This window comes from Flavobacterium polysaccharolyticum (genome assembly GCF_038739875.1).
GTDB classification, from domain to species: domain Bacteria; phylum Bacteroidota; class Bacteroidia; order Flavobacteriales; family Flavobacteriaceae; genus Flavobacterium; species Flavobacterium polysaccharolyticum.
Genome location: NZ_JBCGDP010000006.1, coordinates 204,979 through 216,931 on the forward strand (window position 1 = coordinate 204,979; position 11,953 = coordinate 216,931).

Here is an 11,953-nt window from a genome sequence, read left to right on the forward strand (position 1 = left end):
GTCGTCCCGAACCCCGGGACCACAAGGATGCCGTTCCCATCAGGGCTAGAAAAACAGTGCACAACAACACGTCTGCTCTAATTACAAAGTACGCCTAAATCAAGTAAAGAAACAAAGAAAAATTGTTCGCATTCCACATTTTAAAAGAAAAAGGAAAGCAACTAAAAGACAATTAAAAAGATAGAAAACAATAAACTAGCACAAAAAAAGCAAGGAAAAATCAGCTTTTATTTCGCACTAAACTTCTTGTAAATACCAATTAGAAAAAGAACAACGCCAGCTCCAAGAAAAAAACCATACGCATAATCCATTTTGCCTCTAACTAAATTCGCCAAGAAAAGACAAATCATACTGATGAAGTACAAATATAAAGGGCTCAAATTTTTCATATAAATTATTTAAAGAAAGAATCTACAAACTCAAACTTATTAAAGACTTGTAAATCTTCTATTCCTTCACCTACTCCAATATATTTTACAGGAATCTGGAACTGATCCGAAATACCAATCACAACGCCACCTTTGGCTGTTCCGTCTAATTTAGTAACCGCAAGAGAAGTAACTTCGGTAGCAGCGGTAAATTGTTTGGCTTGTTCAAAAGCGTTTTGACCTGTAGAACCATCTAGTACCAAAAGTACATCATGAGGCGCATCAGCAACAACTTTTTGCATCACACGTTTCACTTTTGATAGCTCATTCATTAAATTGATTTTATTATGCAAACGTCCAGCGGTATCAATAATCACAATATCGGCATTTTGAGCCACCGCTGACTGTAGTGTATCAAAAGCTACAGAAGCTGGGTCACTTCCCATTTCCTGTCTCACAATAGGTACTCCAACACGATCTGCCCAAATCTGCAATTGATCGATGGCTGCCGCACGGAAAGTATCTGCTGCACCAAGCACTACATTGTATCCTGACCTCTTAAACTGATAAGCCAATTTGCCAATAGTAGTGGTTTTACCCACTCCATTTACGCCCACCACCATCAACACATAAGGTTTAGTGCTGATTGGAACTACAAATTCTGTAGCTTCACCATTATTGGTTTCAGATAACAAACCAGCAATTTCTTCTTGAAGTATTCCATTTAACTCATCAACCCCTAAATATTTATCTGCTGCAACACGATTTTCAATACGTGTAATAATTTTTAAAGTAGTAGTAACTCCAACATCCGAAGCAACTAAAATTTCTTCCAAATTATCCAATACATCGTCATCAACCTTCGACTTTCCAGCAACGGCTTTGGTTAATTTAGTAAAAAAGTTAACTTTCGTTTTTTCAAGACCTTTATCTAAAGTCTCTTTCTTTTCAGTAGAAAATATACGTTTAAAAAAACTCATGGGGTAGTTATTTATAAATACAATAAAAAGACAATCACTCACTTAGAGCGTAAATATAAAAATAAAAAAGCTACTTCCGAATGAAAGTAGCTTATGTATAATGCGTGTATGAATTATTTCTTTTTCAAGAATTCATCAACAGCTTCAGGAGCCATAATTGATTCTACGAATGTATATGCACCAGTCTTAGGAGATTTCACCATTTTGATGGCTTTTGATAATCTCTTAGAAGCGGTTTGTAACGATGCTACGGTTTTCTTTGCCATGATTTAAATGTTTTTTAATATTTTAACAAATTTCTAATTTATGAAACTAGAGTCTATTAAAATCTTTAATTATTTAATTTCTTTGTGAACAGTTACACGTTTCAAGATTGGATTAAATTTTTTAATCTCTAATCTATCTGGAGTATTTTTTTTGTTCTTTGTTGTTATATATCTTGAAGTTCCCGCAACACCAGTTGTTTTGTGCTCAGTACATTCTAAAATTACTTGGATTCTATTACCTTTCTTTGCCATCTTGCTATATATTTATTTAGGAAAAAGATTATTTTATAAATCCTTCAGACTGCGCTTTTTTCAAAACAGCTGCAATTCCATTTTTGTTAATTGTTTTTATCGTAGATGCTGCTACTCTAAGAGTAATCCATCTATCTTCTTCTGGAAGATAAAAACGCTTTTTCACTAAGTTTACAGAAAACTTTCTCTTAGTTTTATTCATAGCGTGAGAAACGTTATTTCCTACCATCGCTCTTTTACCTGTAAGGTCACAAACTCTTGACATTATGCTTATCTTTTATCGTTATTCAAAATCAGGGTGCAAAGAAAAGAAAAATAAACGGATGAAACAAAAATTTATAACACATTTTTTAAAATTTCTTTTTGCAACATTTCCAAAGCCTTAGCAACCGTTCTATCTATTACTTTTTCTCGGGGTTGACCAAAATTAAACTCTTCTACAAGGACTCCATCTGGGGTTGCCAAAGCAATAAATACGGTGCCGATGGCAGCCGTTGAGTCTCCTTTTGAAGGACCAGCATTGCCTGTTGTAGCGATAACATAATCAGTTTCGAAGATTTTTTGGCTATTCAAAGCCATCTCCTTTGCGACTTCGGCACTTACTACGCTAAAGCTTTGAATGGTATCCGAAGCAACCCCCAACAACTTCATCTTCATTTCGGTAGCATAAGCCACCACACTTCCTTTATAATAATTAGAAGCTCCAGAAATTCCCGCTATCAATTGCGCAATTTTACCTCCCGTACAACTTTCTGCTGTTGCTAGCGTTTTGTTTTTTTGCATTAACAACCTTCCAACCACCACCTCTAGAGTCTCTTCTTCATCATAACCTACAATAATATCCCCAATAAGCGAACTCAATTGTGCTAATTGATTATCCAATTCAGTTTCTAAAAACGATTTATCGATTCCTCTTGCGGTCAAACGCAAACGCACTCTTCCAGGAGCTGGCAAATAAGCTAATTTGACAAAATCGGGCAAATTATCCTCCCAAACCTCAATACGTTCCGCTACTAAACTTTCTCCTTGACCGTAAGTCAAAACCGTTTTATGAATAATAAAAGGACGCTCATATTCATTCACGATCTTAGGAACCACCTGATTGTCCACCAAATATTTCATTTCATAAGGCACTCCTGGTAACGAAACAAAAACCGTCTGTCCTTTTTGGATCCACATTCCCGGTGCAGTACCTACTTCATTATGCAAAACGGTAGATTTTGAAGGCACCAAAGCCTGATCTTTATTCATTTGAGACGCTTCTCTTTGTAACGCTCTTTCAATTAAAGCAATCACATGAGCCTCTACATCTGTATTACGAACAAGTACATCCTCAAAATAATCACAAATTGTTTTTTTGGTAATATCATCCTTAGTAGGCCCTAAACCTCCCGTAATCAAAACAATATCAACTTGATCTTGCAGTAAAGCAAAAGTATCCAAGATAGCCTGTTTGTCATCACTAATAGATAACATTTCTTTGATCTCAATCCCTATTCGATCCAAAGCTTTGGCAATGTAACCCGAATTGGTATCTACAATTTGACCAATAAGAATTTCGTCACCGATAGTAATTATGGCTGCTTTCATTTAATAATAAATTGAAATGGATGTATAATTTAAAAAAAAGCTAGTTACAAATCAAAATCCTTTTTAATTTCCTTAACAGCTTCTTTTACGCGTTTTTTAACACTCTTGAACGTTTCAATAATATCTTTTTTTCTTCCTTCGGCTTTGGTCCAAGCTTCCACTTGAAGAATTTCCTCAAAAGCTACATTTAAGCCAATTAAATCAAGGGTAGGCTTAATTTTATGAGCGAATGCATAAGCTTGTTTATGATCTTTATTATCAATTCCTTCTTTGATTTTTTTCAAATCCTCTGGAACTTCGGTAACAAAAAGAGTCAAAATTTGCTGAACAAATTCTGGATCATTATCGGAAAGTGCATACACTTTGGAGAGATTGTATTTTAAAGCCATTATTTTACTTGTATTCTAAATAGTTGTTGTCCTTCTAAAAAACCTTCTAATATATCATTCGGACGAACTGACGCTACTCCTGCTGGTGTACCAGTAAAAATAATATCTCCAATTTTCAAAGTAAAAAACTGAGACACATAAGCAATCAATTCATCAATCGACCATAACATATGACTAGAACAGCCTTTCTGAACTGTTTGTCCGTTATTGACTAACTCAAATGTAAGATTTTCTAACGAACTAAACTGTGTTTTAGATAAAAATTCTCCAATCACTGCCGAACCATCAAAAGCCTTTGCTTTTTCCCAAGGCAACCCTTTTTGTTTTAGTTTTTCCTGTAAATCTCTTGCTGTAAAATCGATTCCAACACTAATTTCATCATAATATTTATGTGCAAACTTAGGTTCGATGTATTTTCCAACTTTACTAATTTTTACAATCAACTCAATTTCGTGATGAATATCTTCCGAAAATTCTGGAATCACAAATGGATATTGCTTGAGCAAAATAGCCGAATCGGGTTTCATAAAAACAACTGGTTCGGTGGGACGCTCGTTTTTTAGCTCTTCAATATGGTTGGCATAATTCCTGCCTATGCAAATTATTTTCATATCCTTAGTGATTAGTAAATAGTGAATAGTAATTAGAAAACAAGCGCTATTCACTAATTACCCTTCACTAATCACTCTATTTAGTATTTAATTTTCTTAATTTAATAGCTGTAAGCACTTTTTTGGTATACAAAGGAAAATCAGCATTTTGAATCCAACTAAAATAACCTGGCTCCGATTCAAGTACCTTATCTACTTTTACCCCTTTATGCTTTCCAAAAGTAAAAATCTCTTCGTTATCTTTATCAAACGCAATCATTCCTGCAAAATCGGCAATCTTTTTACGTGTTGTAAATTCTGACAATACTTTCATGTCGTTTTCCAACTCAGGATAACGATCCAGTTGTGCTTTCAAAATCTCATAAGTTGCCATCGTATCTGCTTCAGCTGAATGGGCATTTTCGAGTAAATTGCCAGTATAAAATTTCAAAGCCGCCGCCAATGTTCGCTCTTCCATTTTATGAAAAATTGTCTGAACATCTACCGAAACTCTATTTTTCATATCGAAATCTAATCCTGCTCTCAACAATTCTTCTGCTAATAGCGGAATATCAAAACGATCCGAATTAAATCCTGCCAAATCACTATCCTTAATCATCAAATGCACTTGTGAGGCCAATTCTTTAAAAGTAGGCTCGTTCACTACTTTTTCATTGGTTATTCCGTGTACCGCAGTAGACTCTGCTGGAATTGGTATTGTTGGATTCACCAACCATGTTTTACTTTCTTTGTTTCCGTTTGGATACACTTTAAAAATTGAAATTTCTACAATACGATCTTTCCCAATATCAATGCCTGTTGTTTCCAGATCGAAAAAACAAATTGGTCTATTTAGTTTCAGTTCCATTTTTGGTTATTATAAGGTTGCAAATATAATTCATTAAAAATGATTAAAAACAAGTGTTTAAACATTTTAGGATAAAACCAATCCCTCCCCTTGTTATAAAAGAGTAAGACACAAAAAAAAAAAAAAAAACCGACAATTGAATTATCCAAAGTCAGTTTTTTTTTGTATTTTTTTATTCTATAGTATTAGAAATCTCTATTTACATCGAAGGCTTCTAGATATTCAGCTACTCGTTTTACAAAACTTCCACCCAATGCACCATCAACCACTCTATGATCATAAGAATGAGACAAGAACATTTTCTGACGAATACCAATAAAATCACCTTCAGGAGTTTCGATTACCGCAGGCACTTTTCTAATAGCTCCCAAAGCTAAAATCCCCACTTGCGGCTGATTGATAATTGGTGTTCCAAAGACAGAACCAAAAGTTCCCACATTCGTCACTGTATAAGTACCCCCTTGCGTATCGTCTGGTTTTAACTTTCCTGCTTTGGCGCGATTTCCTAAATCATTTACTGCTTTCGCCATTCCCACCAAATTCAACTGATCGGCATTTTTGATAACAGGAACTATTAAATTTCCGTTAGGCAAAGCTGCTGCCATACCTAAATTGATATTTTTCTTTTTGATAATAAAATCACCATCAACAGATATATTCATTCCTGGAAAATCTTTTAACGATTTAGCCACAGCCTCCATAAATATAGGCGTAAAAGTCAACTTCTCACCTTCTCTTTTTTCGAAAGCTGTTTTTACTCGATCTCTCCATTTTACAATATTCGTTACATCCACCTCAATAAATGATTGTACGTGAGCCGAAGTTTGAACAGAAGCCACCATGTAACCCGAAATCAACTTACGCATTCTATCCATTTCAACAATTTCGTCTCCTCCATTTACAGAAACAGGAACTGCTTTTGATACTACTGTTGTCGCCACAGGTACGATCGTATCCACCATTAATGATGGCGTTACCGTAACTTTAGGTTGATTTCCTCTGTTTTTAAGGTATTCTAAAATATCCGCTTTGGTAATTCTTCCTTCTTTTCCAGTTCCAGAAATAGTTTGTAGTTCAGCAACAGAAATACCTTCTTCTTTTGCGATATTTTTTACCAAAGGCGATAAAAACTTATCCGATTCGGTAAAATCTACAGGAGCGAGCACAGTATCCTTAGCTACTTCAATCGCTTTTTCGATAGCCACCGCTTCTTCTGGGACTTCATTCACCACAACAGTTGTAACCCCCTCACCTGCTTCGGTTTCAATAATAGCAATGGTTTGCCCTACTTGAACCAAATCATTTGCCTGAAATAATTGCTCAACCAATACTCCAGAAACTTCGCTTGGAACTTCACTATCCACTTTATCCGTTGCAATTTCTAAAACTGCTTCATCTGCTTCAATTTTGTCTCCAACTTGTTTCAACCAATTGGTAATAGTTGCTTCTGCAACACTTTCTCCCATTTTTGGAAGCTTTAATTCAAATCTTGCCATATTATTAACCTAAAAGGTGATTTTTATTTTCTGCTTGCGAAATTAATAAATAATTTAAATATAAATTACATTAAATGTAATTTTTACCGAATTTTTAAAATCATACCTCTTTCGTTATTATTATTACTTCCAATCAAAAAATTAGAACTTTTTGGTATAATTTTAAAAGTAAATCCTTGGTTCTTTAACGATTCTAAAATCGCTATACATTCTTTAAAAGAAATATCCTCATTATCTAGAATGATTTCGGTTCCATGCTTTCTCTTAAAAAGACACGAATTTACCATTTTTTCTCCTTCAAAAGGCTGAAAAAAGACTTTTTTTCCTAAAACCAATTGCAACTCATTTGCTAATTTTTCGTTGGAAGAACACAACAAGTAACCTGTAGGCTCTTTTTGATTCTTGGATTTCCCTTGAAGGGTTTTGAATAAAGAAAAAAAGAAAATCCCTAATTGCATGAAAATTTCAAAGAAAAAGGAAACTCTAAAATGTTTTTGATAAATAAATCGCATAGCTTCTTGAAAGCGTTTCATGTAAGCACCATCCTTTATAGTACTTTCTCCCTTATAATGCAACACTGTCGTTTCATGAAAATAAAAGTTATCTTTTCCCTTTTGTACTACTAGATACGACAAGTCAATATCATCCGAATACATAAAACAGTTTTCATCAAATCCACCTACACCTAGGTACAATTCGCGAGAAAGAAACATAAAAGCCCCTACAAGGATATCTACTTTACCCGTTTGATCAGGATGTAAATGTTGCGCATAATATTTAGTAAAAATTGAAACAGAAGGAAACCATCGATACAAGCCCATGACTTTTGTAAAAGCCACCCAAGGCGTGGGAACACAGCGCTTGCTCTCAGGTAAAAAATTCCCAGAACCATCAATTAATTTTACACCAACAATTCCGAGATTTCCTTGAGCTTTGGCAAAAGTCAAAACCTTTACAAAAGTATCTTCGGCAACGATTGTATCGGGATTCAAAATACAGAGATATTCTCCCTTAGCGGCAGCAACTCCAATATTATTACCCTTTGGAAAACCGAGATTTTCGGTGTTCTGAATGAGTTTTACTTCTGGAAAGCGAGTTTGCATCATAGTGCAACTATCATCAGACGACCCATTATCGACAACTATGATTTCGCCTTCAATGTTTTCTAACGCCTTTTGAACGCTAAGCACACATTGTTCCAAGAAATAGCGAACGTTGTAATTGAGAATGATAACAGATAATTGCATGATGCAAATATAATGAGATAATATTCTCTCAAAAGCACAAGTGATTATTCTTACTATTAAAAAATTATTACAAATGTATTTCCTTATTTTTACCATTCATTAGAATGAATGTCCATGAAATTCTTGTTCTACTTAATCTGCTGTTTTTCTATAGCTTATCCTCAAACAAATAAGGGTATCAATGCTGCTGTAGTAAAAAAGAAAAACTGTGAGTGTCCCAAAAACAAAATAAAACCCTTGCTTTCAACTCCTATGTCGGATTCCATAAAAGAAACTTCGGGTTTAGTGTTTTTTGAGGGTTTATTTTGGACACACAATGACGACCATGACACCACGCTTTACGGTTTGGACAATTCAGGAAAAATCAAAAGAAAAATTAAACTAAACGGAGTCGTAAATCATGATTGGGAAGAAATCACACAAGATAGCTCCTACCTATATATAGGAGACTTTGGCAACAACTATTCGGGGAATCGAAAAGATTTAAGTATTTTAAAAATTGAGAAAACATCCTTTTTGCAAGAACAACCTCATATTGAAACGATCACTTTTTCGTATAGCAATCAAACGGATTTTAGTCCGCTAAAACCCAACAAAACAGCTTTTGATTGCGAAGCTTTTATAGTAACGAAAGACAGTATTTATTTGTTTACTAAAGAATGGGAAACGACTACTACAAGCCTTTATGCTCTGCCCAACAAAACAGACCATCAAGTGGCACAACTACAAGCTTCTTGGGATTGCAAAGGCTTGATTACTGGAGCTACATATTTAAATGCTGAGAAAAAAATAGTGCTTTGTGGGTATACCAAGAGAGGAAGTCCTTTTTTATATCTTTTATATGATTTTGAAGGCAATCATTTTTTTTCGGGTTCCAAAAAAAGAATCAATCTAAAACTACGATTTCATCAAATTGAAGGAATTGCAACGACTGATGGCAATAGCTTTTATTTGACCAACGAAGCTTTCGTCAGAAAACCATTTTTGAAGATTCCGCAACAATGGCACATTGTGGAACTTAAAGACCAAAAGAAAAAAAATTAGTTTTTGTAAACAGTCGTTTTTTTTGCCAAACTTTAAAAATGAAACATATAAGACATGTAAACGCTTTTTTGAATAAGAAAAAAGCAACAAGTACTAGTTCAATAAGTAACCTCAAATGACCCTACATTTATAGTATTAGTAATTTATATTTCCTTTTAATCATGAACACATTTATTCAGATTTACGAAACTTTAGATGACTAATTTGTCTAAAATGAAATGCTACTTATTTTTGAATAGTATTATCTAAATAATCACAAAAAGTAACCTTGTTATTCTTTAACCCCGATGGGAGCGGCATCCTCCTGACTGGTGAACGAACCAGACAGGAGATATAGTGGACAGCGGGACCCATCTTTGCTGAAAATGCCTTTTGTATCTGTTCCTAAAAAACAACCCTCACACTTTGATAAATAATTCGCAAATGGCTATAGAATAGTTTACTTTTGCAAAAAAATAAGCACTGTGAATTACTTATCTGTCGAAAATATATCAAAATCTTTTGGAGAACGAACGCTCTTTAAAGACATTTCGTTTGGAATCAACAAAGACCAAAAAATTGCTTTTATTGCTAAAAATGGCTCTGGAAAAACCACAATAATGAGCATTATTAATGGTCTAGACGAGCCTGATACTGGACAAGTTGTTTTAAGAAAAAGCATCAGAATGGCTTTTTTATCTCAGGATAATAAATTACAAGACGAATTAACAATCGAAGAAAGTATTTTTGCGTCAGATAATGAAAGTTTGAAAGTTATTGAAGCTTATGAAAAAGCACTAGAAAACCCAGAAGACGAAGAAGCCTACCAAAAGGCTTTCGATGCTATGGACCGACATAATGCTTGGGATTTTGAAACACAATACAAACAAATCTTGTTCAAATTAAAGCTGGAAGACTTCAAACTTAAAGTAAAAAGTCTCTCTGGTGGCCAAAAAAAGCGATTATCCCTAGCCATTATCTTGATTAATCGACCTGATTTATTGATTTTGGATGAACCAACAAATCACCTCGATTTGGAAATGATTGAGTGGTTGGAGAGCTATTTTGCAAAAGAAAACATCACCTTGTTTATGGTTACACACGATCGTTTTTTTTTAGAGCGCGTATGTAATGAAATCATTGAACTCGACAACGGAAAAATATACCAATACAAAGGCAATTACTCTTACTATTTAGAAAAGAAAGAAGAACGTATTGCCTCTGAAAATGCTAGTGTAGATAAGGCTCAAAATTTATTCGTAAAAGAGCTTGAATGGATGCGTCGTCAACCAAAAGCTAGAACTACAAAATCCAAATCACGTCAAGATGATTTTTATGTAATTAAAGAAAAAGCACAAAGTCGTCGAAAAGAAAACGTAGTTGAACTAGAAATTAATATGGAGCGAATGGGAAGCAAAATCGTAGAGCTTCATAAAATTTCCAAAAAGTTCAAGGACCACGTTATTCTAGACAACTTTAGTTATGATTTTCAAAGAGGGGAACGTATCGGAATTATTGGCAAAAACGGAACTGGGAAATCAACCTTTTTAAATCTGCTTACTGGCACACTTCCTCTAGACAACGGAAAAGTAGTAGTTGGAGACACAATCAAAATTGGATATTACACACAAAGCGGTATCAACCCAAAACCAGGACAACGAGTAATTGATGTAATTAAAGAGTACGGAGAATTCATCCCTTTAGCCAAAGGAAGAATGATTTCAGCTTCTCAATTATTGGAGCGTTTTCTCTTTGACGCAAAAAAACAATACGATTATGTAGAAAAATTGAGTGGAGGCGAATTAAAACGATTGTATTTATGTACCGTTTTGATTCAGAATCCCAACTTTTTGATTCTGGACGAACCAACAAATGATTTAGACATTGTAACGCTGAATGTTTTAGAAAGTTTTCTTTTAGATTATCCAGGTTGTTTGGTGGTTGTATCTCACGATCGTTATTTTATGGATAAAATCGTAGACCAACTATTTATATTTAGAGGACAAGGCGAAATTGAAACTTTCCCAGGAAATTACTCTGACTTTAGAGCTTATGAAGACAGTAACGATGTAATTCAAAAAGAAGACAATAAAGCAGAAAAAAAAGAATGGAAACAAAATAATCCATCGGGAAATTTAACGTTCAACGAACAAAAAGAATTTCAAAAAATTGAACGCGAAATCAAAGATTTAGAAATCGACAAGTCCAAAATTGAACAGCTTTTTTCAGACGGAAAAGTTGCCGATGCAGAAATCGAGAAAAAAGCCAAAGAACTAGAAAACATCATCAAAAAAATTGAAAGCAAAGAAGAACGTTGGTTTGAACTATCAGCTAAATTAGAGGGATAAATTTTATATCCTAATTTCATTAATTAACAATTTAACCATAATCATGACAAAGAAAATCTTCACATTATTTGCCTTTTTACTATTACTTTCTTGCTCTAATTCTGAGCCGATTACACCACCAGTAGCAGTAGATTACACCGCAAAAAACGAACAAGAAATCAAAGACTATCTAACCAAAAATAATATTACAACGGCTCAGCGATCGAATTCTGGCTTATATTACATCATTACTGAACCCGGAACTGGAACACAACCTACATCCACCTCAAATGTAACAGTAGTTTACAAAGGTTATTTTACAAACGGAACTGTGTTTGATCAGAGTAAAGCAGAAGGAATTACCATCGGACTAAATCAAGTAATCAAAGGTTGGACAGAAGGAATTCCGTATTTTAAAACGGGAGGTAGCGGCATTCTTTTGGTTCCAGCTCATCTAGGTTACGGGAGTTTTGATTATGGACCAATTCCGGGAGGTTCGGTTTTACTCTTTGATATAAAATTGGTTTCGGTAAATTAATTTTGAAACTAAAAAACAT

At 34.4% G+C, this 11,953-nt stretch carries 14 protein-coding genes; 3 read left to right on the top strand and 11 right to left on the bottom strand.

Translation table 11 applies throughout. The annotated features are described in order from the left end of the window. Positions 1-227: 227 nt before the first annotated feature. From WFZ86_RS08445 to WFZ86_RS08495, 11 genes are all read right to left on the bottom strand, one after another. The gene (locus WFZ86_RS08445; RefSeq protein ID WP_342691526.1) at positions 228-389 is read right to left on the bottom strand and encodes a hypothetical protein; all 162 of its coding nucleotides are present in this window, start codon (positions 387-389) and stop codon (positions 228-230) included. A gap of 5 nt (positions 390-394) precedes the next feature. After that, positions 395-1,348, bottom strand: a complete 954-nt coding sequence (ftsY, locus tag WFZ86_RS08450; protein ID WP_342691527.1) for a signal recognition particle-docking protein FtsY — start codon at positions 1,346-1,348, stop codon at positions 395-397. A 113-nt stretch (positions 1,349-1,461) separates the two neighbouring features. Beyond that, a complete protein-coding gene (locus WFZ86_RS08455) occupies positions 1,462-1,614 on the bottom strand; it encodes a DUF4295 domain-containing protein (protein ID WP_066310049.1) in 153 nt (50 codons plus the stop codon). Positions 1,615-1,683: 69 nt separating this feature from the next. Beyond that, positions 1,684-1,866, bottom strand: a complete 183-nt coding sequence (rpmG, locus tag WFZ86_RS08460; protein WP_007805817.1) for a 50S ribosomal protein L33 — start codon at positions 1,864-1,866, stop codon at positions 1,684-1,686. A 28-nt stretch (positions 1,867-1,894) separates the two neighbouring features. Then, positions 1,895-2,131: a 50S ribosomal protein L28 gene (gene rpmB, locus WFZ86_RS08465; RefSeq protein ID WP_024980263.1), complete on the bottom strand. Its 237-nt coding sequence runs from the start codon at positions 2,129-2,131 to the stop codon at positions 1,895-1,897. A gap of 71 nt (positions 2,132-2,202) precedes the next feature. After that, positions 2,203-3,456, bottom strand: a complete 1,254-nt coding sequence (locus tag WFZ86_RS08470) for a CinA family nicotinamide mononucleotide deamidase-related protein (RefSeq protein WP_342691528.1) — start codon at positions 3,454-3,456, stop codon at positions 2,203-2,205. Between the two features lie 44 nt (positions 3,457-3,500). Next, positions 3,501-3,845, bottom strand: coding sequence for an Hpt domain-containing protein (locus tag WFZ86_RS08475; protein WP_342691529.1), 345 nt, complete (start codon positions 3,843-3,845; stop codon positions 3,501-3,503). After that, the gene (locus tag WFZ86_RS08480; RefSeq protein WP_342691530.1) at positions 3,845-4,456 is read right to left on the bottom strand and encodes a fumarylacetoacetate hydrolase family protein; all 612 of its coding nucleotides are present in this window, start codon (positions 4,454-4,456) and stop codon (positions 3,845-3,847) included. The genes WFZ86_RS08475 and WFZ86_RS08480 overlap by 1 nt, the downstream gene beginning before the upstream one ends. A gap of 76 nt (positions 4,457-4,532) precedes the next feature. Further along, on the bottom strand, positions 4,533-5,303 hold the full coding sequence (locus tag WFZ86_RS08485; RefSeq protein WP_342691531.1) for an exonuclease domain-containing protein: 771 nt from the start codon (positions 5,301-5,303) through the stop codon (positions 4,533-4,535). 185 nt (positions 5,304-5,488) lie between these two features. Continuing rightward, positions 5,489-6,799, bottom strand: a complete 1,311-nt coding sequence (locus tag WFZ86_RS08490; RefSeq protein WP_342691532.1) for a dihydrolipoamide acetyltransferase family protein — start codon at positions 6,797-6,799, stop codon at positions 5,489-5,491. An 83-nt stretch (positions 6,800-6,882) separates the two neighbouring features. Further along, positions 6,883-8,046, bottom strand: a complete 1,164-nt coding sequence (locus tag WFZ86_RS08495; protein ID WP_342691533.1) for a glycosyltransferase family 2 protein — start codon at positions 8,044-8,046, stop codon at positions 6,883-6,885. Positions 8,047-8,160: 114 nt separating this feature from the next. Here WFZ86_RS08495 and WFZ86_RS08500 point away from each other — a divergent pair, with 114 nt between their 5' ends. From WFZ86_RS08500 to WFZ86_RS08510, 3 genes are all read left to right on the top strand, one after another. Continuing rightward, entirely contained in the window at positions 8,161-9,090 is a 930-nt protein-coding gene (locus WFZ86_RS08500; RefSeq protein ID WP_342691534.1) for a T9SS C-terminal target domain-containing protein, read from the top strand. A 464-nt stretch (positions 9,091-9,554) separates the two neighbouring features. After that, on the top strand, positions 9,555-11,417 hold the full coding sequence (locus WFZ86_RS08505; RefSeq protein ID WP_342691535.1) for an ABC-F family ATP-binding cassette domain-containing protein: 1,863 nt from the start codon (positions 9,555-9,557) through the stop codon (positions 11,415-11,417). Positions 11,418-11,460: 43 nt separating this feature from the next. Next, positions 11,461-11,934 carry an FKBP-type peptidyl-prolyl cis-trans isomerase gene (locus tag WFZ86_RS08510; protein WP_342691536.1) on the top strand — a complete coding sequence of 158 codons (474 nt, stop codon included), beginning with the start codon at positions 11,461-11,463 and terminating at the stop codon, positions 11,932-11,934. The last annotated feature ends 19 nt before the right edge of the window (positions 11,935-11,953 follow it).

Excerpts from the sequence above, each read along its gene's own strand:
- WFZ86_RS08495 (WP_342691533.1), bottom strand. The coding sequence starts at position 8,046 with ATGCAATTATCTGTTATCATTCTCAATTACAACGTTCGCTATTTCTTG.
- WFZ86_RS08470 (WP_342691528.1), bottom strand. The coding sequence starts at position 3,456 with ATGAAAGCAGCCATAATTACTATCGGTGACGAAATTCTTATTGGTCAA.
- rpmB (WP_024980263.1), bottom strand. The coding sequence starts at position 2,131 with ATGTCAAGAGTTTGTGACCTTACAGGTAAAAGAGCGATGGTAGGAAAT.
- WFZ86_RS08485 (WP_342691531.1), bottom strand. The coding sequence starts at position 5,303 with ATGGAACTGAAACTAAATAGACCAATTTGTTTTTTCGATCTGGAAACA.
- WFZ86_RS08510 (WP_342691536.1), top strand. The coding sequence starts at position 11,461 with ATGACAAAGAAAATCTTCACATTATTTGCCTTTTTACTATTACTTTCT.
- WFZ86_RS08500 (WP_342691534.1), top strand. The coding sequence starts at position 8,161 with ATGAAATTCTTGTTCTACTTAATCTGCTGTTTTTCTATAGCTTATCCT.
- WFZ86_RS08455 (WP_066310049.1), bottom strand. The coding sequence starts at position 1,614 with ATGGCAAAGAAAACCGTAGCATCGTTACAAACCGCTTCTAAGAGATTA.
- WFZ86_RS08445 (WP_342691526.1), bottom strand. The coding sequence starts at position 389 with ATGAAAAATTTGAGCCCTTTATATTTGTACTTCATCAGTATGATTTGT.
- rpmG (WP_007805817.1), bottom strand. The coding sequence starts at position 1,866 with ATGGCAAAGAAAGGTAATAGAATCCAAGTAATTTTAGAATGTACTGAG.
- ftsY (WP_342691527.1), bottom strand. The coding sequence starts at position 1,348 with ATGAGTTTTTTTAAACGTATATTTTCTACTGAAAAGAAAGAGACTTTA.
- WFZ86_RS08490 (WP_342691532.1), bottom strand. The coding sequence starts at position 6,799 with ATGGCAAGATTTGAATTAAAGCTTCCAAAAATGGGAGAAAGTGTTGCA.
- WFZ86_RS08475 (WP_342691529.1), bottom strand. The coding sequence starts at position 3,845 with ATGGCTTTAAAATACAATCTCTCCAAAGTGTATGCACTTTCCGATAAT.
- WFZ86_RS08480 (WP_342691530.1), bottom strand. The coding sequence starts at position 4,456 with ATGAAAATAATTTGCATAGGCAGGAATTATGCCAACCATATTGAAGAG.